Genomic DNA, 21,865 nt, shown 5'->3' with positions numbered 1-21,865 from the left:
GGGTATGCTGAATCATAGGGTCAATAACCGTGCGCGTCAAATTTGCACCTGAATAAACAATTTGGAAATGCGAAGCCGCTTGCGCCGGCAAAACAAAACCTTATTTGCCGAGCGCTGGTTTATCCGCTACAATACCCGTATCTCACGTTCGCCATTCACCTTTTCACATCCTCCCGGAGGTTGCATGAGCCCACAGATGGAAACCTCGACCCACAATCACGCCTATTCCTCAATCTTTCAGGACACCGGGGTTGAGGCCTTCAAGAAGTGCATCCAGCACCACCTGATGAGTTTCCAGGGCCGCGACCCCGACCGGGCCGGCGATCCCGACGTCTATCGGGCGCTCTCCTACGCCCTGCGCGACGTGTTGATGGAGAAATGGATCAAAACTCAGAAGACCTTTTACGCCGGCAAGATGAAGCGGGTCTACTACCTTTCCCTCGAATTCCTGGTCGGCCGGTCGCTGGGCAACGCCATCATCAATATGGGGTTGATGGACGAGGTCACCGAGGCCCTGGAACAGTTGGGCTACGATCTGGAAAAATTGCGGGAATGCGAGGAAGACGCGGCCCTGGGCAATGGCGGCCTGGGCCGGCTGGCCTCCTGCTTCATGGACTCCATCGCCACCATGAAAATTCCAGCCTACGGCTACGGCATCCGTTACGATTTCGGCCTGTTCAACCAGAAAATCGTCGACGGCTATCAGGTCGAAACCCCGGACAGCTGGCTGCGTCTGGGATCGCCCTGGATGTACGAGCGCACCTCGTTTATGTATCCGGTGCAGTTCTACGGCCACGTCACCTCCACCACCGACAAACACGGCCGCTACCGGGCCCGCTGGACCGACACCGAAATCGTCATGGCCATGGCCTGCGACATGCTGGTGCCGGGATTCAACAACGACCACGTCATCAACATGCGGCTGTGGCGGGCCAAAGCCTCGCGCGAGCTGGATCTGCGCTCCTTCAACGCCGGCGACTACATCTTTGCCGTGGAGAGCAAGGTCAAGTCCGAGACGATTTCGAAGGTGCTCTACCCCAGCGACGACATCAGCGAGGGCCAGGAACTGCGCCTCAAACAACAGTACTTTTTTGTGGCCGCCACCTTCCACGACATCCTCCGCCGCTACCGCAAGGACAACGACACCTTCGACGATTTCCCCAACCAGGTGGCGGTGCAGCTCAACGACACCCATCCGGCCATTGCCATTCCCGAGCTGATGCGCCTCCTGCTCGACGTTGAGGGGCTCGGCTGGGAAAAGGCCTGGGACATCTGCGTCAAAACCTTTGCCTACACCAACCACACCCTGATGCCCGAGGCCCTGGAGACCTGGCCGGTGGCCATGCTCGGTCGGGTGCTGCCGCGCCATCTGGAGATCATCTACGAGATTAATCGGCGTTTTCTGGAGGAGGTGGCCATTCGCTATCCCGGCAACATGCGCAAAATTCAAGAGATGTCGCTGATCGACGAAGGGCCGGTGCGGCGGGTGCGGATGGCCAATCTGGCCATCGTCGGCAGCCACTCGGTCAACGGCGTCGCCGCGTTGCACTCGGAGTTGCTCAAGAGTTACCTGTTTCGCAACTTCCACGAGATGTGGCCGGACAAGATCAATTCCAAGACCAACGGCATCACCCCCCGCCGCTGGTTGTTAAAATGCAATCAGGATCTGGCCCAGCTGATCGGCGAAAAGATCGGCTTCGACTGGGTGGTGGATCTCGACAAACTGCGCGCGCTGGAACCCTACAGCGACGATCCGGCCTTTCACCAGCGCTGGCAGGCGGTGAAGCTGGTCAACAAAAAGCGGCTGGCCAAGATTATCGCCAGAGACTGCGGCGTGGTCGTCGACCCGACCAGCCTGTTCGACATCCACGTGAAACGGATCCACGAGTACAAACGGCAGTTGCTCAATGTGCTGCACGTCATCCATTTCTATCAACGGCTGATCACCCATCCCGACGAGGCGACCACGCCTCGCACCATCGTTTTTGCCGGCAAGGCCGCGCCCTCCTACCACAAGGCCAAACTGATCATCAAACTGATCAACGCGGTGGGTTCGGTGGTCAACAAGGATCCGAGGGTCGGCGACCGGCTCAAGGTGGTGTTCATCCCCAATTACTGCGTGTCGCTGGCCGAACGGATCATGCCGGCCGCCGACCTCTCCGAGCAGATCTCCACCGCCGGCACCGAGGCCTCGGGCACCGGCAACATGAAATTCGCCCTCAACGGCGCCCTGACCATCGGCACCCTGGACGGAGCCAACATCGAGATTCGGGAAGAGGTGGGACCGGAGAACATCTTTATCTTCGGCATGACCGCCGAGGAGGCCGAGTACGAGAAGAAGTGCAAGTCGCGCAAACCCTGGCAGATTTACGAAAACAACCCGGCGGTGCGCGAAATTCTCGACGCGATTGGCGGCGGCGCCTTCAGCAACGGCGATACGGAAATGTTCCGGCCGCTGGTCAATGATTTGCTGAGCGAAAACGACCCCTACCTGCTGCTGCTCGACCTTGAATCCTACCTGCAGTGCCAGCAGATGGTGGGCGAGGTCTATGCCGACCGCGCAACCTGGACCAGACGGTCGATCCTCAATGTGGCGCGCATGGGCAAATTTTCCAGCGACCGGACGATCAAGGAATATGCGGAGCAGATCTGGGGCGTGAAGGTCGGGGAGTAACGCGGGAGAGGTAGTGAAGGATTGCGGTTGCAGGCGGCGAGACGTTCAGGCGAGCGCTCTCGCCGCCTACGGCCAAGCAGGCCGAGTAGGCGGATCAGTTTTCTTTTCTCAAAAAACAGTCGCCGTAATGTTTGAGCTCGGCGATGGATTCCCGAATGTCGTCATAGGCTAAGTGGTGACATTCTTTAGTAAACTTGGGCAGGTCCGGAGCCCAGCGCAGGGCTAGCTCCTTGAGGGTGCTGACGTCGATGTTGCGGTAATGGAAATAATTTTCCAGTTCCGGCATGAAACGGGCAAGAAAGCGGCGGTCGTGCCAAACCGAGTTGCCGCACATCGGCGACACCCGACGGCCGACCCACTGTTTGATGAAATCCAGGGTCGCCAGCTCGGCCTGACGGCAGGTGCAGGAACTCTGGCGGACGCGGTCGATCAGGCCGGACTCCCGATGATGCTGGGTGTTCCAGGGATCCATGGTCGTCAGAATCTCTTCCGGGTGATGGATGGCAAGGACCGGACCTTCGGCAAGGATCTCCAGGTGGGAATCGGTCACAATCGTCGCCACCTCGAGAATCTTGTCGGTAAAAGGGTTGAGCCCGGTCATTTCCAGGTCAATCCATACCAAGTTGCCGTCGTCTTTCATTGAATCCCGATCCTTTCCGCTGCGCCGCGCCAGGTTTTGGCCTCACCATTTTCACTCAGTGGAACACAGCTGGTTGCCCAGTTCAACCTTTTTTCAGCATTTTTGACCAGGGGTTTCGGGCGGGAGGCGGGTTGCCCCGCCCTAAACCCTTGCGATCAAACCGCTTGAATGCGGCCGGCGCTGCCCAGGACCGCACTGTTTTTGTGCATGACCATCGCAATCAATTCGTCGCGCGCCGGTCCAAGGTATTTGCGGGGATCGAATTCGCCGGGTTTTTCGGCAAATATCTTGCGGATAACCGCGGTCATCGCCAAACGTCCATCGCTGTCGATGTTGACCTTACACACCGCCGAGGCGGCGGCCCGCCGCAACTGCTCCTCCGGGATGCCGGCGGTGTTGTCCATCTTGCCGCCGTATTGGTTGATCATCTCGACATGGGCCGGGGTCACCGACGAGGCCCCATGGAGGACGATGGGGAATCCGGGAACCAGTTGTTCAATGGCCTCGAGGATGTCGAACCGCAGAGGCGGCGGCTCCTGCCCCGGCTGCAGCTTGAATTTAAAGGCCCCGTGCGAGGTGCCGATGGAGATCGCCAGGCTGTCGACGCCGGTCTGCTCCAAAAACCGCTCAACCTCTTCCGGGCGGGTATAGGAAGAATGCTCGGCGCTGACCTCGTCCTCAATGCCGGCCAGCACCCCGAGTTCGGCTTCGACCGTCACCTCGTGGGCGTGGGCGTATTCCACCACCTGCCGGGTCAGGGCGACGTTGTCGGCAAAGGTGTGATGGGAGGCGTCGATCATCACCGAGGAAAAACCGGCGTCAATGCAGTCCTTGGCCAGCTCAAAGTTGGAGCCGTGGTCAAGATGGAGGGCGATTGGGACGGCCAGCCCGGTGTCCTGGGCCAGTTCAACGGCGGCGGCGGCCATGTGCGGCAGGAAGGCGGAACCGATATAGCTGCGGGCGCTGCCGGAAACCTGAAGAATCACCGGCGAGGCCGATTTGGCGCAGCCAACGACAATGGCTTGCAATTGCTCCATGTTGTTAAAGTTGTAGGCGGGCACGGCAAACCGCTGTTGCATCGCCTGGGCGAACATGGCCTTGGTGTTGACCAGCCCCAATTCAGAATAATGACGTTTTTTCATAGCTTTTTTCTCCGCAGGAAGGAAGGGATCGCAAATCGTGCACGATGGACAAACAGGGGGAATTGTGTTCACATGATAGAGTATGTAATCCTGAAGATGTGGTGGGCAAGGAAAAAGACGCGTCTTGTCTCTCTGGCGGCGGTTATTTTGTTCCCGCTGGAGACGCGTTGCCGCCACCGTCAAGCAACGGCAACCGCCTGCGCCCTTTCCCCCTTCTGGCCCGTTGTCGCCCCATGAACTGAACCAAGGAGATCAGGCATGCACAGAAGACCCGTCCACACCGACAAAGCGCCGGCAGCCGTCGGCCCCTATTCCCAAGCCATTGCCGTCGATTCCCTGCTGTTCACCTCGGGAACCGTGCCCATTGACCCGGCCACCGGCGCAATTCCCGAGGGCAACATTGAAGACCACGCCCATCTGGTCTTTCGCAGTCTCGGGGCCATCGCCGAGGCCGCCGGAACAAGCTTGGCCAATGCGGTCAAGGTGACCGTCTTTTTAACCGACATGGGGGATTTTCAGCGGGTCAACGCCGTCTATCGCCAGTATTTCACGGAGCCCTACCCGGCCCGCAGCGCAGTGCAAGTTGCGGCCTTGCCCCTGGGAGCAACCATTGAAGCTGAGGCGATTATTGCCCTGCGTTGAGCCGCCCGCAGTGGCGCAGCCCTGATCCGCCTCTGAACGAGCGCCAGAAACAGGTGGCACGCTGTGCCACCTGCATCCTTCTTCAGGCAGTGCAACCGCATCCCCTCGCCGCCCCCTCCCGCCCTGTTTATCGCCGGACAAAACGCAAAGTTTATAGTCCTCTTGCCCTCTTAGACATCTAACGAACTCGTAAAAAATGTTTGACAGCCTGATTCTTTTGAAATAGATATTACGCACTTTGCGCCTACCCCTTTTTGTCCGTAATACCGGGCGCTGTGCTGCGTTAACCAGGCAAAGAAGCATCCGAACAGAACACTCTTTTTACGGCAAAGGATTCGAGCTTGGCCTCGCCATCCCCTTGGCCCTTTTTTTAGACGGAATATTCGAACTGCAGAGCAATTTCTTATTACCCTGAAACAAGGAGGAAACGGTGGCCTATTCATCCATTGAACTTACCAGCGCCGACGGAATTGCATTACTGACCTTCAATCGCCCCAAAGCCCTCAACGCCCTCAACTCCTCGCTTCTTGAGGAACTCTCCACCGCCCTCGACAGCATCAGCCAAGACGAAACCATCCGGGTGCTTATCCTCACCGGAGCGGGCGAAAAATCCTTCATCGCCGGGGCCGACATCACCGAAATCGCCACCCTGACGCCCCTTGGCGCCAAAAAATTCGCCCAATTCGGCCAGAGCATCATCAGCAAACTGCAGGGACTGGCCATTCCGGTCATTGCTGCAGTCAACGGCTTCGCCCTGGGCGGCGGCTGCGAAATGGCCCTGGCCTGCGATTTCATCTACGCCTCGGAAAAGGCGATCTTTGGCCTGCCGGAAATCACCCTGGGGGTCATCCCCGGCTTCGGCGGCACCCAGCGCCTGCCGCGTCTGATCGGCGCCAACCGGGCCAAGGAAATGATTTTCACCGGCAAACACCTGACGGCAGCCGAGGCCAAAGAAATCGGCCTGGTCAACAAAATCTTTGCCCCGGAAGAACTGCTGGATGCGGCTCAGGCGGTTGCCAAGCTCATCGCTCTCAAGGGCAAGGCCTCGCTCTGCGCGGCCAAGCAGACGGTCAGCCAGGGGTTGAACGCCGATCTTGCCACCGGCCTGGGCATGGAGCGCGACGCATTCGCCCTCTGCCTGGCCAATCCGGACGCCAAAGAAGGGACAAGCGCTTTTCTTGAGAAACGCAAACCGGTCTTCAAGGGCGACTTGAACGGCTGACATCGGAATTCGAAACAGGAACCAAGGAGCAAAGGGTTATGAACGAGGTTGTGATTGTAAGCGGATGCCGGACAGCAGTGGGCGCCTTTGGCGGCAGTTTGAAAAACACGCCGGTGGTTGACCTGGGCGCAGCCGTGATGCGCGAAACCCTGCGCAAGGCTGGCCTGCGGCCAACGGCCAGCGCGGACATGCGTTCGGTTGCGCCGAAGAAACTCCAGGACCAGGGCCAGATCGAACTGGAAAAGAAATACGGAGCCTGGGACGCAGCCGCCGCTGAGATCACCCTGGACGAGGTGATCATGGGCAATGTGCTTCAGGCCGGACAGGGCCAGAACACCGCCCGCCAAGCCATGGTCCAGGCCGGAATCACCAAAGAAACCCCCGCCTACACCATCAACAAAGTCTGCGGTTCCGGACTCAAGGCCATTGCCCTGGCCGCCCAGTCCATCATGACCGGACAGGCGGAAGTGGTGCTGGCCGGTGGTCAGGAAAACATGAGCATGGTTCCCATGGCCCTGCCCAAGGCGCGTTGGGGCTACCGCATGGAGCTCACCGGGGTCGGCGAGGTCTACGACCTGATGGTCTACGACGCCCTGTATGAGATTTTCTACGGCTACCACATGGGCGTCACCGCCGAAAACATCGCCAAGCTCTACAACATCAGCCGCGAAGACCAGGACCGTTTGGCCGTGCTCAGCCACGCTCGCGCTCTGCAGGGCATCAAGGACGGCCTGTTCACCGAGGAAATCGTGCCGATTCCGGTTCGCGCCGGCCGCCAGGAAGTCCTCTTTACGCAGGACGAACGCCCCATGGAAACCTCTATGGAGAAGATGGCCAAGCTCAAACCCGCCTTTGCCAAGGACGGCTCGGTCACCGCCGGCAACGCCTCGGGCATTAACGACGGCGCCGCTGCGGTGCTCTTGATGAGCGCAGCCAAGGCCAAACAGATGGGGTTGAAGCCTCTGGTTACTATCGAGAGCTTCGCCTCCGGCGGCTTGGACCCGGCCTACATGGGACTGGGACCGGTTCCGGCCATCCAGAAAGCGCTTAAGCAGAGCGGCAAAACCATTGCAGACATCGACATGATCGAACTCAACGAGGCCTTTGCCGCCCAGGCCATCGGCTGCATGCTGGAGTTGGGCATTGACATAGACAAACCCAACCAGTTGGGCAGCGGCATCTCCATGGGCCACCCGGTCGGTTGCACCGGCGCGCGCCAGATGGTCACCGCCATGCATCAGATGCAGCGCAAACAGTACGCCACCGGCCTGATCAGCATGTGCATCGGCGGCGGCATGGGCATGGCCATGGTGATCAGCAACAAGTAATTCTCACGTATCATGCGCCGGTCGGGGGGGCCCGCCGGCTTAACACGTCTTTGGCAGGGGGAACAACAATGGAAGTGAAGACATTCGGCGTGATCGGCGCCGGTCAGATGGGCAACGGCATTGCCCAGGTGGCTGCGGCCAGCGGTCTTGCCGTCATCATGAACGACATTAAGCAGGAATTTGTTGATCGCGGCCTAGCCAACATCGCCAAGAACCTGCAGCGCAACGTCGACAAGGGCAAACTGGCGGCCGCCGAGAAGGACGCCATCCTGGGACGGATCAAGACCAGCATCGACCTCAAGGACATGGCGGCGGCGGATTTTGTGGTCGAGGCGGCCTCTGAAAACGAGTCCATCAAATTCAAAATCTTTGAGAACCTGGAAGAGATCTGCGCGCCGCACGTCATCCTGGCCTCCAACACCTCGTCCATTCCCATTGGCCGCATTGCCTCCCACACCAAACGACCGGACAAGGTCATTGGCATGCATTTCATGAATCCGGTGCCGGTGATGAAATTGGTGGAGGTCATCTGCGGCCTGGCCACCTCGGCCGACACCCTGGAGACCACCCTGGATTTGACCAAGCGGATGGAGAAAACTCCGGCGCAATCCAGCGATTTCCCGGGATTCATCGCCAACCGCATCCTGCTGCCGATGATCAATGAGGCGGTATTCTGCCTCTACCACGGCGTGGGCAAGAAAGAGGACATCGACACGGTGATGAAGCTGGGCATGAATCACCCCATGGGGCCGCTGGCCCTAGCCGACCTCATCGGCTTGGACACCTGCCTAGCCATCATGAATACCCTGTATCAGGGCTTGGGCGATTCCAAATATCGCCCCTGCCCGCTGCTGCGGCAGTACGTCGAGGCCGGCTGGCTGGGACGCAAGAGCGGCAAGGGTTTTTACAGCTACGAATAAACGCGTAAGCGGCGAGACGGCGGCACACGGTCGGGCGCACCCCGACCCGGCCTTAACCGTTGCCCGCCCATCCAAGGGTGATCAATGAGCGAACCTGCTTTTCAGGATCAATACCCCGACGATTACGCCCACTGCTATGGCTGCGGGCGGCTCAACGTCGCCGGACACCAGCTGAAAAGCTACTGGGACGAGGAGGAAACGGTCTGCCGTCACACCCCGGACCCGAAATACACCGGCGGTTTTCCCGGTTTTCTTTACGGCGGCATGATTGCCTCGCTGATTGACTGTCACGGCGCGGGGACCGCAGCGGCAGCCAAGGCCAGGGAGGACGGCAAGCCGATTTCGCGCTTTGTCACTGCTTCGCTGAAGGTCGATTACCTGGTGCCGACGCCGATTGACACCGAACTGGAAGTGCGCGGCAAGGTGGTGGAGATCAAAGGAAGAAAGGTAACCGTTGACCTGCGGGTGATTGCCGCCGGCGCGACCTGCGCCACCGGCACGGTGGTGATGGTGCAACTTAAAGAGCAACACTAAGCGCCGGGACAGACATCCGGCAAGAACGGTGCGCATCCCGAGATGCACCGATAAGACGGGATCCGGCGACGGCTTGCCTGGGGCGGGCAAGCGGCCGACAGGGGCGTTGATTGCACCTGCACATGCTAGAAGTGATGCGAGAAGTGATCAGAGCCAAATTCAAAAGAGCACACAGACTCTATTGGGGGAGCAGCACATGAATTTTGAGTTGACTGAAGAGCAGAACCTTATCCGCGACATGGTCCGTAGTTTTGCCGAAACCGAAGTGGCGCCTTCTGCAGGCGAGCGCGACGAAACAGAACGTTTCGACCGGGCGCTGATGTTCGACCGGCTGGCCGAACTGGGCCTGACCGGCATTGTGTTCCCGGAAGAATACGGCGGCGCCGGCGCCGATTACCTCAGCTACGCCATCGCCGTTGAAGAGTTGTCCCGCGTCTGCGGTTCAACCGGCGTCACCCTGTCGGCCCATCTTTCCCTGTGCGCCAACCCCATCTACATGTTCGGCACCGAAGAGCAGAAACAAAAATTCCTGGTGCCGTTGGCCAAGGGCGAGAAGATCGGCGCCTTTGGGCTGACCGAGCCCTCCGCCGGCTCCGACGCAGGCGGGACCAAAACCACCGCCACCCGCGACGGCAACGACTGGATCCTCAACGGCTCCAAGATTTTCATCACTAACGCCGGCGAGGCTGAACTCTACGTGGTGCTTGCCCGCAGCGACAAATCCGCCGAAAAACATCGCGGCATCAGCGCCTACATCGTCGAGAAGGGCACGCCCGGCTTTTCCTTTGGCAAGAAGGAAAAGAAGATGGGCATCCGCTCTTCCCCCACCATGGAACTGGTGTTTGAGAACTGCCGCATCCCCGGCGACAATCTGCTGGGGCAGGAAGGTCAGGGCTTCAAAGTGGCGATGAAAACCCTGGACGGCGGCCGCATCGGCATCGCCTCTCAGGCGCTTGGCATTGCCCAGGGCGCATTGGATGCAACCCTGGCCTACACCAAAGATCGCGAGCAATTCAACAAACCCATCGCCGCCTTTCAGGGCGTTTCCTTCCAACTGGCGGACATGGCCACCCAGATCGAGGCCGCCCGGCTGTTGATCTACAACGCCGCCTATCGCGCCAGCGCCGGTCTTTCCTACTCCCAGGAATCAGCCATGGCCAAACTCTTTGCCTCCGAGACCGCCATGCGGGTCACCACCCAGGCCGTTCAACTCCACGGCGGCTACGGCTACACCCGGGAATTTCCGGTTGAGCGGATGATGCGCGACGCCAAGATCACCGAGATCTACGAGGGCACAAGCGAAGTCCAGCGTGTGGTCATCGGCGCCGCCTTGACCCGATAACCAACTGCAGCCGCCCTGCGGCCACAGCATCTAACCTATTGATGACAAACGAGAAGAGAGCTCGGCGAAAGCCGGCTCTCTTCTTCTGCGCATACATAAACCGCAACTATTGTTTGAGTGAAGGAAGGGGGAGCCTGGATGGAGTTTACCCGTGAAATATATTGGAACGTCGGTCATGGGTTCACTACCTTGGCGCCCATGTACGGCCTGTTGCTGGTGGCTTTGGCCGTCTTTGCGCTCGGTTTTTTAAAACGGATCAAGGTCTATCGTCTCGGTCAGCCCTTGGACCGCACCGATCAACGGGGCGAGCGGATCAAGCACATGCTGGAGAATGTGCTCCTGCAAACCAAGGTGGCCCGAGTTCCTGGAGCAGGCACGGCGCATTCGCTCTTTTTTTGGAGTTTTGTTGTTCTCTTTATCGGCACCACGCTGATCGTCGCCCAGGCGGATTTTACCGACCTGCTCTTTAACGTCAAATTTCTCAAGGGAACCTTTTATCAACTGTTTTCCCTTACCCTGGATCTGGCCGGCCTGGTCGCCGTCGTCATGCTCGGCGCTCTGCTGACCCGCCGCTATCTGATCCGGCCCGAAGGCCTGGTCACCAAAACCGACGACGCCCTGATGCACGGCCTGTTGTTCGCCATTCTTCTCACCGGATTTCTGATCGAAGGCGCGCGCATGGCAGTGACCGAGATGGGCACGCCGCTGGCTGGCTGGTCGCCGGTCGGCCTGGCGGTGGCCAAGATGCTGGGCGGCCTGGACGAGGCCGGTCTGCGCAGTCTGCACGTCGGCCTGTGGTGGTTGCATTTGGTGCTGGCGTTGGGCTTTATTGCCGTCATTCCCTATTCGAAATTTCGCCACATCGTCACCACCAGCGCCAATGCCTTTTTGGCTGACCGCGGCCCCACCGGCAAACTCACAACCGTCAATCTCGAAGACGAAACCATTGAAAAATTTGGGGCCAGCGAACTCTCTGACCTGCGCTGGAAAGACATCTTCGACGCCGACGCCTGCACCCTGTGCAAACGCTGTCAGGACCGTTGCCCGGCCTTTAACACCGGCAAACCGCTGTCGCCGATGCAGCTGGTCAACCAGATCGGCGAGGTCGCCTTTGCCAATCCGCAGGCCAACTTGATCGAAACCATCGGTCGCGACGCCATCTGGGCCTGCACCACCTGCCGCGCCTGCCAGGACATCTGTCCGGCCTCGATCGAACATGTGAACAAGATCATCGAACTGCGCCGCAACCTGGTGTTGATGGAAGGCGAATTCCCCGGCGAGGAGGTCATGGCCGCCATGGAGCAGACCGAGGTCAACGGCAATCCGCTGGGCATGGGTTACGCCTCGCGCGGCGATTGGGCCGAAGCCTTGGGCGTCAAACCCCTGGCCGACGATCCTGAGGTCGACGTGCTCTATTTTGTCGGCTGTTACGCCTCGTTTGACAAACGCAACATCGCCGTGGCCAAGAGTTTTGTCAAACTTTGCCAAGCGGCCGGAGTGAAAATCGGCATTCTGGGCAAGGAAGAGAAATGTTGCGGCGAACCGATGCGCAAGATGGGCAACGAATACCTCTACCAGACCCTGGCCATGGAAACGGTGGAACTCATCAAGGGCTACGGGGTCAAGAAGATCGTTGCCACCTGTCCCCACTGTTTCAACACCCTGAACAAGGACTATCGTGATTTCGATTTTGAGGTCGAGGTCGTGCCGCACGCCGTGTTCCTGGAACAACTGGTTGCTTCGGGCCAACTGGCGCTGAAGCCTGAGGCCTTTGCCTGCACCTACCACGATTCCTGTTACCTGGGTCGACACAACGACATCTATGACGCGCCGCGCGCGTTAATTCGCGCCGCCGGCGGCCGGATCAGCGAGATGGCCCAAAACCGCGATCAGGCCTTCTGTTGCAGCGCCGGCGGCGGCCGGATCATGGCCGAGGAAAACATCGGCGAGCGGATCAACGTGAAAAGGGTGGAGATGGCTATAGCCACGGGGGTTGAGCAATTGCTGTCCAACTGCCCATTCTGCCTGACCATGTTTGAAGACGGCGTCAAAGGCGCCAATGCCGAGGAACAGTTGCGGCCGAAGGACATCGCCGAGATTCTTGCCGAACGGGTATAGCAACTTCGCGTTTTTAATAAGGAACCAATTATCATCATTTAGTCTGATTGCTGGAGGGGAAGCGATGAACATACTGATCTGCATCAAACAGGTTCCAGACATGGAATCCAAATTCAAGATCAATGGCGAGGGCAACTGGTACGACCGGGCTGATCTCGCCTGGCGGATGAATGAATACGACGAGTACGCCGTTGAACAGGCGGTGCGCCTGAAAGAACAGGTCAAGGACGCCGACCTGACCGTGCTCTGCATTGGCCCGGATCAGGTGACCGAAACCATGAAAAAGGCCCTGGCCATGGGCTGCGACCGCGGCGTGCACATCGCCGACGCGGACTCCTACAAACGTGAACCCATTGAGATTGCCTCGATGATCGCCGGTTTTGCCAAGGATAAAAATTTCGACGTCATTTTTACCGGCATGCAGTCGCAGGATCGGGGCAGCGCCCAGGTTGGCGTCATGGTGGCCGAACTGCTCGGCATCGCGGCGGTCACCACCATTGTCGGCTTTGCCTATGACAATGGAACCATCAATGTCAAACGCGAATTGGAAGGCGGCAGCAAGGCCCTGGTGACGACCACCACGCCGGTGGTGCTTACCTGCCAGCTTGGCCTGAACACCCCCCGCTACCCCACCCTGCCCAACATCATGAAGGCCAAGAAGAAGGAATTGCTGACCCTGGCGGCCGACGCCGGCAGCGTGGGCTCCCGTCAGGAAACGGCCGCCTTCTACTTTCCGGAGAAAAAAGGCGGCGGCATAGTGCTTGAAGGCGACGCCGCCGAGTTGGCCGACAAATTGATTCACCTGCTCAAAGAAAAAACCGGCGTTTTGGCCTAGGAGACACCCATGAAGACCTTACTTGTGGCGGAATTCCGGGAAGGAAAACTGCGCGTTAAATATTCGCAACTGATTGCCTTTGCACAACAACAGGGCTCCGAGGCCTCCATGTTTCTGGTCGGCTCCCCGGGCGACCTGCCCCAGTTCAACGGGCCGCTCTACCTGGCCGACGTGGCCAAATACGGCGAGTACAACCCCAGCGTCCACAAGCAGCTGCTGCTGGATGTGATTGCCAAAGAACAACCCGATCAGATCGTGTTTCATCACTCTTCCTACGGCTGGGATCTGGCCCCGCGGATTGCAGTGGCGCTCAAGGCGGCGCAGATTGCCGAGGTGGTCGCGGTCGAGGAAGGCCTGCCGGTCGTGCCAGTGTGCAACGCCAAACTGCGGCGGAAGATCAAACCCACCACCGCCCAAACCGTGCTGACGCTCCAGGCCGGGGCCTTTGGCCTGGAAGACGATCCGGTCGGAACGCCAACCGTCGTTGCGATTGATGCGGACGCGGCCGGCAAGGTGCAATGCACCGGCTATGAGGCGGCCAAAATCGAGGGCGTGGACCTGACCAAGTCCGAAATCATCGTCAGCGCCGGCCGCGGCGTGGGCAAGCCGGAGAATGTGGCCATGGTGCAGGCCTTGGCCAAGGCATTGGGCGGCGAATACGGCGCCAGCCGACCGGTGGTTGACGCCGGTTGGGTGGAGCACAATCGTCAGGTCGGCACCACCGGCAGCACGGTCACCCCCAAGCTCTACGTGGCCTGCGGCATTTCCGGGGCCATACAGCATCTGGCCGGGATGAAAAAATCGGAATTCATCGTGGCCGTCAACACCGACAAAGACGCGCCCATTGGCGAGGTCGCCAATGTCCTGGTGGTGGCCGATCTGAAACAATTTCTCCCGGTCCTGACCGAAAAGCTCAACGCCCTGTAATAACGCATTCCATTGGGCACAGGCAGTTTGTTCCCACCGCGCAGACTGTTGCAGTCTGCGCGGTTTTTTATTTTTCAACGAACAGTTCGCTCAGTTACAGCAACTTTGCCCCCAGCGGCGCAGGCCGGTCCGGCACGCAGAGGACGATCTCCTGGCGTTCATTGCAAAAGCCGGTGACCAAGCACTCGGACATCACCGGCCCAATCTGTTTCTTCGGAAAATTGATCACCCCCACCACCTGCTTGCCGACCAACGCTTCGGGTTGATAGAGGGCGGTGATCTGGGCGCTTGATTTTTTCACCCCGACTTCGGGGCCAAAATCGACATGGAGGATGTAGGCGGGTTTGCGCGCCTCGGCAAAAATCTCTGCCTTGACGATTTGACCCACGCGAAGCTCCACCTTGGCAAACTCATCCCAACTAATTGTTTCCATAACTTTTCCCCTCTTGTTTGCAGTCGCCTCCATGCGCCCCGCCAGATTCAGGGGGCTACGCTATAAAAAAAGCCGCCTCCCTGAGGGGGAAGCGGCTTGGCGGGGCGTTGCGACTGGAAAATTGGTCAGTCTTCGACCACCTCAATACCTTCCAATTTCCAGTCCTCGGTGCGGATCGGCCGGGCCCAAGTCCATTTCTCGGCAAACTTCACCGGATCGGTCATGCTGCCTTCGACCACGGCGCCGGTTTTGTCGTCCACGGTATAATCAAGCAGGTTGGCGGTAAAGAATACGGTGACAAAATCCTCGCCGTTGTCGCTGCCGGCACCCACGATCTCTACCTTGCGCACCGCGATGCTCTCCAGTTTGTTGGTCTGACCCAACTCCTTCATTCGGGCAAAATGGCGGTCATATTCCGCCGCCAATTGGCTGCCGAGCAATTGACGATAAGCAGTGAGATCACGTCGCATCCAACCAGCCTGGACTTTGAAGAAGACGTCGGACGCCACTTCAAGAAAATATTTCTCGTCAAATCCTGGATCGTTGAGGCGAATCTCAGCCAAACCTTGCTCCAGCGTGTTGACGGGACGAAGCGGGGTTACTGGCGGCGGCGGAGGCACAGGAGGAACGGAACTGGAGCCAAATCCACCTGTCCCGCCCTGAAACATGTTGGGAGAGGGCGGTGGTTGATAACCAGAGGAAGAAGGCGCAGCCGGACGGTTGGCAAACCGTTTGTACAGAAAATATCCGACGCCGCCCAGCAGCAAAAGCGGCAGAATGCCCATGCCGCTGCCGCTGGCGCCAAACAGGCTGCCAAAGAGCATGCCGCCCAAGGCGCCGCCGATCAGACCGCCCATCAATCCACGGCCAAAGCCGCCGGGCTGCGATTGCTGCTGGCGTTGGTTGAACTGGCTAGGGGCCTGTTGCTGCGCCGGCCGACTGGAGGGGCTGCTGAAGGACCGACCGCCGGACTTGGAACGGGCGTCGGCGTAATCGGCTGTTATTCCGGCGTCTAACAAGGTCAACGCGAAGAAAACAAGCAGAAAGGGGGACCATCGTTTCATTAGTGCAAGCATAATCATTTTTCCGTAAGTACATTGTCGGGAGCGGTGGGCGTCAGGCCCGCCACGGAAGAGAAGAGCTGGTCGATTACGACCGGCCCATTCAACAATAATGTGCAATCAGTGTAATATCGATCAGCCCATTGTCAAGTTATTCCGGCCAGAGGCCCTGGGCTCGGCGCCGCTTTCCATGATGCCGCCCTCTTCTCTCCACACCGAAAATCAGCTGCGCCCTGAGCCGTTGACCCAAGTCGCTTCCGGCGAGCTGGACCGTCTCGAATCCCTGTCGCTGGTGCTGTCGGCTGTCGGCGTTGCGCACTGGCTCGACGAGCAGAACGGCGAGTTGTTGGTTGCTGAGCACGACGCGGCAACCGCTGCTTTTCATTTGCGTCAATATAGCCTGGAAAATGCCGACTGGCCGCCGGCGCCGCCTCCCCCGCGACCGATCCATCCGCAAACACCGCCCACGATAGTGTTGATGGCGCTGCTCGCCCTGTTTTTTGTGCATACCGGCCCCTGGTCCACGGGGAACAACTGGTTTGCCCAAGGCGCAGTCGACGGCCCTGCCATTTTGCAACAGGGCGAGTGGTGGCGTCTGGCCACGGCGCTCACCCTGCACGCCGATCTGGTCCATCTGGCAGGCAACGGCCTTATCGGCGGCCTGATGATTCACCTGCTCGGCAAAACGGTGGGCTATGGTCTTGCCTGGCTGCTCCTAATCGTAAGCGGCATGGCCGGCAACCTGTTGAACGTCGTAGTGCGCCATCAGCCACATCTCTCAGTGGGGCTTTCCACCGCCGTCTTTGCCGCCATTGGCCTGCTCGTCGGATTGCAACTTGGGCACAGCCGGACCCGCAGCCAAACCCGCAGCCTTAGGGAACTGCTTCTGCCTCTAGGCGCGGGCGCCGGCCTCCTTGCCGCTCTGGGCAGCGAAGGCGTCCGGACCGATCTCGGCGCGCATTTCTTTGGCGGGATCGTTGGCCTCTGCTGCGGCGTCCTGCTGGAGATGACCGGAGCGGTTGCGCGATGCCGGCGTCCGTTCATCCAGGCCCTGCTTTTTTCATTGGCCGTCACGATCCTGATGTGGTGTTGGCGGCTTGCGCTGCGGTGAGCCGCTTTCACGCGGCGCATCCACTATAACTTTCGGTCAGGCCTCTCCCCTTGCAATCAAGAAAGAGCCACGCAAGCCCGATCTTGTTTGACGACGTGGAAAGGAGTGCATACTATAGACAACATTTGGACCTGACGAGACTTGCGGGCATCGTGTCGTGAACCAGCCGGAGGGTGGCGTTCCCGGTCGTTGCCGTTGTCGTTCCCTCAACAACCTTTTTCGCGTTTGCCACTGGAGCCGTTTCATGCCGATGAATGAACAACCACCCTGGGGGCAAAAAAAGAAGCCTTCCGGGCCGGAGGATTTCCTTGCCGTTCTTATCCAAAAAATCAGAGACGCCTTTGCAGGCAATGAAGACGGCCCTGCAAAGCCTGGACAAGGCCAACAACCGCCCGACCAGCCAACCAATTTCCTCGCCGGCGGGGGCAAACTGCTGGCTGTCGTGGTTGCCGTCATTCTCCTCCAGGGTGCTTTTTCCTGTTTTTTCACCATCAAGCCCGGCGAAGTCGGGGTGATTCTCCGCTTCGGCCAGTATACGCGAACCACCCATCCCGGTCTGCATTTTAAAATTCCGTACATCGAAGAACTGACCAAGGTGGACGTCGAAAGCGTGCGCAAAGAGGAGTTTGGATTCCGTACCCGCACCCCTGGGGTCAGTACCACCTTTGACCGCAAGGGCTTCGACATGGAATCCCTGATGCTGACCGGCGACAAAGACGTCATCGAGGTGGCCTGGATTGTTCAATACAAGGTCAGCGACCCGGTAAGCTATCTCTTCAAGGTCCGCGACGTCTCCCAAGCAGTGCGCGACGCCTCGGAAACCGTGACCCGGCGGATAGTCGGCAATATGGACTTTGACTATGTGCTCGGCAATCGGGAGATCTTGGCCGGTCACGCCAAACGCGAACTGCAAGGGCAGATGGATCGACTGCAGTGCGGCGTGAGCATCGTCACGCTGCAGTTGCTTGACATCAATCCGCCCGAGCAGGTGAAACCGGCGTTCAACGAGGTCAACGAGGCTGACCAGGACATGAAGCGTTTGGTCAACGAAGCGGAAGAGCAATACAACAAGGTCATCCCCAAGGCTCGCGGCAGCGCCAAGCAGATTGTCGAAGAAGCGCACGGGTACGCAGCGGAACGGGTCAACCGGGCCATCGGCGAGACCAACCGCTTCAAGGCGATTCTCAAGGAATACCAGGGAGCTGAGGAAGTCACCCGGCAACGGATGTACCTGGAAGCCATGGAAGACATCCTGCCCCAGGTGGATCACGTTTATGTCATGGACAGGAGCCAGCACAACATCCTGCCTCTTTTTGATCTGACCAAAAAATCCGGGCAGACGCCGCTTCCCGCAAGCGCGCAGTAGACTTCTTTCATGGGCCGCTGGTTCCATCAACCTCTTCTGACGACACACCCACATGCATAAAATCATTCGCACACTTCTTTTGCTTTTTCTGGTCGCCGCCGGCGTCACTGCCTGGGACGGATTTTTCATCCTCCCGGAGGGGCAACAGGCCGTCATCACTCAATTCGGAGCCCCGGTGGGCAAACCGGTGGCCAAGGCGGGAATTACCTTCAAGACGCCTTTTATCCAGGTCGTGCAGTATTTCGACAAACGGGTGCTCATCTGGAACGGGGACCCAAATCAAATCCCGACCAACGACAAAACCTTCATTTACATGGAAAATACAGCACGGTGGCGAATCTCCGACCCCTTGCGCTTCCTCCAGGCCGTGGGTTCGGAAAAACGGGCCATGTCCCTGCTGGACGACATCCTCGACGGCACGGTGCGGGACTTGGTCAACAAAAACGATCTGGTCGAGATTATTCGCAGCTCCGACTGGTCGCAGGATTTCATGGCCTCTACCATTCAGTCGCGGGATTTGATCGTTCCTCCCACGGTGGGACGCGACAAGATCAGCCAGATGGTGCTGGACGAGGCGGCCAAAATAACGCCGCAGTACGGCATTGAACTGCTGGACGTGATGTTCAAGCGGGTGAATTACATTGAATCGGTGCGATTGAAGGTGTACGACCGCATGATTTCGGAACGAAAACGGATTGCGGCTGAAAAACGCTCCACCGGCGAGGGTCGCAAGGCGGAAATTCTTGGCCGGGTGGATAGGGAACTGCAGGAGATTACTTCGACCGCCAACCGTGAAGCCACCGAAATCCGGGGGCAGTCCGACGCCGAGGCCACCAAAATTTACGGACAGGCCTATTCAAGCAATCCTGAATTTTTCGCCTTTCAAAAAAGCCTGGAAAGCTATCGCAACATCATCACCAAAAACACCTCGCTGGTGCTTTCCGCAGATTCCGACCTCTTCCGTTATCTGGAGCGTCAAAGAGTAGAAAAATAACCCCAAGGGGGCGGAAGCCCCCCTTGGCCATGTGGAAGGACGGCACACGCGGGAGACTACTCGTCAAAGACGTCGTTGGGGTCGTTGCCGGCAAAACTGGGCCGCTGTTCCGGCGAGTAAGGAATGCGGCCCCGTTCTTCCAACACCGCCTCAAACCGCAGCAATTCGGCCTCGTTGGTAAGGCCGTCCAAACCCAGCTGTTCATAGCGGCAATCGCAATGAATCAGCTGGCCGCCGCACCAGGGGCAAATCTCCACCGGGCAGCCCAATTCGTGATATTCGCCGGCTGCGGCATGACAGGCTGGGCAGATCTCCTCGTCAAGTTGCATCGGCTCGTACACCGGTAAGGCGTCGACCGCTGCGCAGACCTCGGCAAAAGCCTCGGCGCTGTCGTATTCAAAAAAGTCGAGCAATTCCTGGGCAAGAAAGCCGTCGTCCACCCGTCCTTGAAACTCGATGCCTTCGCTGGAGACCAGGTACATATATTGGTGCTGCGCCGTGATTGCCGCCAGCAGGAAAATCCCCTGTTGGCGGTTCACCACCCGCAGTTCATGAACCCAGTCCTCCCGCGCTTCGGGCAGGTAGCTGTAAAATTCCAGCAGCAGCGTCAGCGCGATTCGGTCCTCGCGGTACACCTCCAGCAGATCCTCAGCCTCATCCCGATCAGCCTCCGGGACCGCATAATCCATCGCCGCTGCGATTGCTTTTCTTTGTTCGTTTAAATCGGCCCACATATCCGTTTCTTCCTTAAATGTCCCATGCCCGCAGGCGTTATGGCGCTTAAAATTTTCCGCAGAGTGCAAGCGCCCGCTGCTTCAACCAAGTCGTTCACAGAGGCTGTCTTGAATTTGCCCGACAAATGCGATATGGTTGCCCTCTATAACACCAAGAGGACGCCACGACCGCAACGCTGAGCAACACGCGACGGTCCCCACGGCAACAGCCAACGACTTTGTCGACACTGTAACGGAACCGCAACGCCGGCGCATCGTTTTTCATTGCCATACCGCAGGAGCGATGGGCGGCGCACTCCGCCCGCCAGCCCAATAGCCCTATAGATCGCTCATCCCTTTGCAGGAGACCCATCCATGCCCGAAGACAACACCCATAAAACCGCAGAGCTGATCATCGACGGCGCAACCTACCATTTGCCGCTCCTCGAGGGAATCGAGGGCGACAAGGCCATCGACATCCGGGGCCTGCTGCGCGACACCGGCTACACGGTTTTTGACACCGGCTACAAGAACTCGGCCTCATGCAGCAGCACCATCACCTATCTCGACGGCAAGAAGGGCATCCTGCGTTATCGTGGATACGCCATCGAAGATCTGGCGGAAAAATGTTTGTTCATCGAGGTCGCCTACCTGCTGCTCCACAACAAACTGCCCAACCGCGAAGAGCTGGAAAGTTTCCGCACCCTGCTGGAACAGCACGCCCTGATTCACGAGGACATGATCCATTTCTTCGACAAGTTTCCGCCCAACGCCTCGCCGATGTCGATCCTCTCGGTGATGGTCAACAGTCTGCACAACTTTTACCCGGAGATGAGCTCCGATCCGCTGGAAAACATCGACATGACCGCCAGCCGTCTCATCTCCAAGATCCGAACGGTGGCCGCCTTTTCGTATAAAAAATCCATCGGCCAGCCCCTGGTGTATCCCAGGAACGATCTTTCCTACTGCGGCAATTTCGTCAACATGATGTTCAACACCCCGGTCCGGCCCTATATTGTCCTGCCTGAGGTCGTGGCCGCGCTCAACAAACTGCTGATCCTCCACGCCGACCACGAGCAAAACTGTTCGACCTCGGCGGTCCGCCTGGTGGGCAGCGCCGGCGGCAACCTCTACGCCTCCATTTCCGCCGGCATCAACGCCTTGTGGGGACCGCTTCACGGCGGGGCCAACGAGGCGGTTATCGAAATGCTGGAGGCCATCCACCGGGACAACAACGATTACAAAAAATACGTGGCCAAGGCCAAGGACAAAAACGATCCCTTCCGCCTCTCCGGCTTTGGCCATCGAGTCTACCGGACCTTTGACCCCAGGGGCAAGATCATCAAAAACGCCTGCGACGGCATCCTCGCGGTGCTCAACATCAAAGACCCGCTGCTCGAAATCGCGCGCAATCTCGAAGAGATCGTGCTCAACGACGACTACTTTGTCAGCCGCAATCTCTATCCTAACATCGACTTCTATTCAGGCATCATTTACCGCGCCCTCGGTATTCCCACCAATATGTTCACCGTGATGTTCGCCCTAGGCCGCCTTCCCGGCTGGATTGCCCAGTGGCGGGAAATGCGCGAGGACCGGGACACCAAAATTTGCCGCCCGCGTCAGATCTACGTTGGCTTCCCGTCGAGAAAATTCGTCCCCTTGGCGGACCGCGTCTGAACCCAGCGGGCGAGACTCGCCTCGTTGCATAAAAAAAACCGGATCGTGCAAACATCGCACGATCCGGTCTAATTCCATTTCTAAAGCAAAAGTGATATAATATGCCCATCAATGGAGGTGGGTGTATGGCACGACCAGCAAGCGGCAAGGAAGTTTTAGCAAAGGCGAAAGAAGCATTGGCAAAAG

The 21,865-nt window shown here is 58.6% G+C and carries 19 protein-coding genes; 14 read left to right on the top strand and 5 right to left on the bottom strand.

The genetic code is table 11. The features are described from left to right. Positions 1-184: 184 nt before the first annotated feature. A complete protein-coding gene (locus tag RCH93_RS09800; RefSeq protein ID WP_306548201.1) occupies positions 185-2,674 on the top strand; it encodes a glycogen/starch/alpha-glucan phosphorylase in 2,490 nt (829 codons plus the stop codon). A gap of 94 nt (positions 2,675-2,768) precedes the next feature. Here RCH93_RS09800 and orn read toward each other — a convergent pair whose 3' ends face one another. Together orn and RCH93_RS09790 are read right to left on the bottom strand one after the other, a co-directional pair. Then, positions 2,769-3,314: an oligoribonuclease gene (orn, locus tag RCH93_RS09795; protein WP_306548200.1), complete on the bottom strand. Its 546-nt coding sequence runs from the start codon at positions 3,312-3,314 to the stop codon at positions 2,769-2,771. Between the two features lie 155 nt (positions 3,315-3,469). Then, positions 3,470-4,456 carry a class II fructose-bisphosphate aldolase gene (locus RCH93_RS09790; RefSeq protein ID WP_306548199.1) on the bottom strand — a complete coding sequence of 329 codons (987 nt, stop codon included), beginning with the start codon at positions 4,454-4,456 and terminating at the stop codon, positions 3,470-3,472. Between the two features lie 258 nt (positions 4,457-4,714). Here RCH93_RS09790 and RCH93_RS09785 point away from each other — a divergent pair, with 258 nt between their 5' ends. The 9 genes from RCH93_RS09785 to RCH93_RS09745 all read left to right on the top strand — a co-directional run bounded on the left by RCH93_RS09785 (position 4,715) and on the right by RCH93_RS09745 (position 14,324). After that, a complete protein-coding gene (locus RCH93_RS09785) occupies positions 4,715-5,098 on the top strand; it encodes a RidA family protein (protein ID WP_306548198.1) in 384 nt (127 codons plus the stop codon). Positions 5,099-5,528: 430 nt separating this feature from the next. Further along, on the top strand, positions 5,529-6,320 hold the full coding sequence (locus tag RCH93_RS09780; RefSeq protein WP_306548197.1) for an enoyl-CoA hydratase/isomerase family protein: 792 nt from the start codon (positions 5,529-5,531) through the stop codon (positions 6,318-6,320). A 38-nt stretch (positions 6,321-6,358) separates the two neighbouring features. Then, positions 6,359-7,648: a thiolase family protein gene (locus tag RCH93_RS09775; RefSeq protein WP_306548195.1), complete on the top strand. Its 1,290-nt coding sequence runs from the start codon at positions 6,359-6,361 to the stop codon at positions 7,646-7,648. Positions 7,649-7,716: 68 nt separating this feature from the next. Next, positions 7,717-8,568 carry a 3-hydroxybutyryl-CoA dehydrogenase gene (locus RCH93_RS09770; RefSeq protein WP_306548194.1) on the top strand — a complete coding sequence of 284 codons (852 nt, stop codon included), beginning with the start codon at positions 7,717-7,719 and terminating at the stop codon, positions 8,566-8,568. A gap of 84 nt (positions 8,569-8,652) precedes the next feature. Further along, the gene (locus RCH93_RS09765; RefSeq protein WP_306548193.1) at positions 8,653-9,102 is read left to right on the top strand and encodes a PaaI family thioesterase; all 450 of its coding nucleotides are present in this window, start codon (positions 8,653-8,655) and stop codon (positions 9,100-9,102) included. 196 nt (positions 9,103-9,298) lie between these two features. Continuing rightward, positions 9,299-10,444, top strand: a complete 1,146-nt coding sequence (locus RCH93_RS09760; protein WP_306548192.1) for an acyl-CoA dehydrogenase — start codon at positions 9,299-9,301, stop codon at positions 10,442-10,444. 138 nt (positions 10,445-10,582) lie between these two features. Beyond that, the gene (locus RCH93_RS09755) at positions 10,583-12,562 is read left to right on the top strand and encodes a heterodisulfide reductase-related iron-sulfur binding cluster (protein ID WP_306548191.1); all 1,980 of its coding nucleotides are present in this window, start codon (positions 10,583-10,585) and stop codon (positions 12,560-12,562) included. 64 nt (positions 12,563-12,626) lie between these two features. Then, positions 12,627-13,397 carry an electron transfer flavoprotein subunit beta/FixA family protein gene (locus RCH93_RS09750; protein ID WP_306548190.1) on the top strand — a complete coding sequence of 257 codons (771 nt, stop codon included), beginning with the start codon at positions 12,627-12,629 and terminating at the stop codon, positions 13,395-13,397. A gap of 9 nt (positions 13,398-13,406) precedes the next feature. Next, positions 13,407-14,324: an electron transfer flavoprotein subunit alpha/FixB family protein gene (locus tag RCH93_RS09745; RefSeq protein ID WP_306548189.1), complete on the top strand. Its 918-nt coding sequence runs from the start codon at positions 13,407-13,409 to the stop codon at positions 14,322-14,324. 94 nt (positions 14,325-14,418) lie between these two features. On the opposite strand, the gene RCH93_RS09740 is transcribed toward RCH93_RS09745, so the two are convergent. Both RCH93_RS09740 and RCH93_RS09735 read right to left on the bottom strand, forming a co-directional pair. Next, positions 14,419-14,757, bottom strand: coding sequence for a tRNA-binding protein (locus RCH93_RS09740; protein ID WP_306548188.1), 339 nt, complete (start codon positions 14,755-14,757; stop codon positions 14,419-14,421). A 125-nt stretch (positions 14,758-14,882) separates the two neighbouring features. Beyond that, the gene (locus RCH93_RS09735) at positions 14,883-15,833 is read right to left on the bottom strand and encodes a Tim44 domain-containing protein (RefSeq protein ID WP_306548187.1); all 951 of its coding nucleotides are present in this window, start codon (positions 15,831-15,833) and stop codon (positions 14,883-14,885) included. Between the two features lie 97 nt (positions 15,834-15,930). On the opposite strand from RCH93_RS09735, the gene RCH93_RS09730 reads away from it, so the two are divergent. The 3 genes from RCH93_RS09730 (at position 15,931) to hflC (ending at position 19,289) form a co-directional block, all read left to right on the top strand. Beyond that, positions 15,931-16,929: a rhomboid family intramembrane serine protease gene (locus RCH93_RS09730; protein WP_306548186.1), complete on the top strand. Its 999-nt coding sequence runs from the start codon at positions 15,931-15,933 to the stop codon at positions 16,927-16,929. 244 nt (positions 16,930-17,173) lie between these two features. Further along, complete coding sequence (hflK, locus tag RCH93_RS09725; protein WP_306548185.1) at positions 17,174-18,295, top strand: FtsH protease activity modulator HflK; 1,122 nt, start codon at positions 17,174-17,176, stop codon at positions 18,293-18,295. 52 nt (positions 18,296-18,347) lie between these two features. Beyond that, positions 18,348-19,289, top strand: coding sequence for a protease modulator HflC (gene hflC, locus RCH93_RS09720; RefSeq protein WP_306548184.1), 942 nt, complete (start codon positions 18,348-18,350; stop codon positions 19,287-19,289). A gap of 56 nt (positions 19,290-19,345) precedes the next feature. Here hflC and RCH93_RS09715 read toward each other — a convergent pair whose 3' ends face one another. Then, positions 19,346-20,023, bottom strand: coding sequence for a hypothetical protein (locus RCH93_RS09715; RefSeq protein WP_306548183.1), 678 nt, complete (start codon positions 20,021-20,023; stop codon positions 19,346-19,348). A gap of 354 nt (positions 20,024-20,377) precedes the next feature. Here RCH93_RS09715 and RCH93_RS09710 point away from each other — a divergent pair, with 354 nt between their 5' ends. Then, positions 20,378-21,679 (top strand): citrate synthase, encoded by a 1,302-nt coding sequence (locus RCH93_RS09710; protein ID WP_306548182.1) that lies wholly within the window; start codon positions 20,378-20,380, stop codon positions 21,677-21,679. Positions 21,680-21,865 lie beyond the last annotated feature (186 nt).

This window comes from Desulfobulbus sp., assembly GCF_030824455.1.
Lineage (GTDB): Bacteria > Desulfobacterota > Desulfobulbia > Desulfobulbales > Desulfobulbaceae > Desulfobulbus.
This window is presented reverse-complemented; position numbering and strand designations above follow the sequence as displayed.

Excerpts from the sequence above, each read along its gene's own strand:
- RCH93_RS09800 (WP_306548201.1), top strand. The coding sequence starts at position 185 with ATGAGCCCACAGATGGAAACCTCGACCCACAATCACGCCTATTCCTCA.
- orn (WP_306548200.1), bottom strand. The coding sequence starts at position 3,314 with ATGAAAGACGACGGCAACTTGGTATGGATTGACCTGGAAATGACCGGG.
- RCH93_RS09790 (WP_306548199.1), bottom strand. The coding sequence starts at position 4,456 with ATGAAAAAACGTCATTATTCTGAATTGGGGCTGGTCAACACCAAGGCC.
- RCH93_RS09785 (WP_306548198.1), top strand. The coding sequence starts at position 4,715 with ATGCACAGAAGACCCGTCCACACCGACAAAGCGCCGGCAGCCGTCGGC.
- RCH93_RS09775 (WP_306548195.1), top strand. The coding sequence starts at position 6,359 with ATGAACGAGGTTGTGATTGTAAGCGGATGCCGGACAGCAGTGGGCGCC.
- RCH93_RS09770 (WP_306548194.1), top strand. The coding sequence starts at position 7,717 with ATGGAAGTGAAGACATTCGGCGTGATCGGCGCCGGTCAGATGGGCAAC.
- RCH93_RS09765 (WP_306548193.1), top strand. The coding sequence starts at position 8,653 with ATGAGCGAACCTGCTTTTCAGGATCAATACCCCGACGATTACGCCCAC.
- RCH93_RS09760 (WP_306548192.1), top strand. The coding sequence starts at position 9,299 with ATGAATTTTGAGTTGACTGAAGAGCAGAACCTTATCCGCGACATGGTC.
- RCH93_RS09755 (WP_306548191.1), top strand. The coding sequence starts at position 10,583 with ATGGAGTTTACCCGTGAAATATATTGGAACGTCGGTCATGGGTTCACT.
- RCH93_RS09750 (WP_306548190.1), top strand. The coding sequence starts at position 12,627 with ATGAACATACTGATCTGCATCAAACAGGTTCCAGACATGGAATCCAAA.
- RCH93_RS09745 (WP_306548189.1), top strand. The coding sequence starts at position 13,407 with ATGAAGACCTTACTTGTGGCGGAATTCCGGGAAGGAAAACTGCGCGTT.
- RCH93_RS09740 (WP_306548188.1), bottom strand. The coding sequence starts at position 14,757 with ATGGAAACAATTAGTTGGGATGAGTTTGCCAAGGTGGAGCTTCGCGTG.
- RCH93_RS09735 (WP_306548187.1), bottom strand. The coding sequence starts at position 15,833 with ATGCTTGCACTAATGAAACGATGGTCCCCCTTTCTGCTTGTTTTCTTC.
- RCH93_RS09730 (WP_306548186.1), top strand. The coding sequence starts at position 15,931 with ATGTGCAATCAGTGTAATATCGATCAGCCCATTGTCAAGTTATTCCGG.
- hflK (WP_306548185.1), top strand. The coding sequence starts at position 17,174 with ATGCCGATGAATGAACAACCACCCTGGGGGCAAAAAAAGAAGCCTTCC.
- hflC (WP_306548184.1), top strand. The coding sequence starts at position 18,348 with ATGCATAAAATCATTCGCACACTTCTTTTGCTTTTTCTGGTCGCCGCC.
- RCH93_RS09715 (WP_306548183.1), bottom strand. The coding sequence starts at position 20,023 with ATGTGGGCCGATTTAAACGAACAAAGAAAAGCAATCGCAGCGGCGATG.
- RCH93_RS09710 (WP_306548182.1), top strand. The coding sequence starts at position 20,378 with ATGCCCGAAGACAACACCCATAAAACCGCAGAGCTGATCATCGACGGC.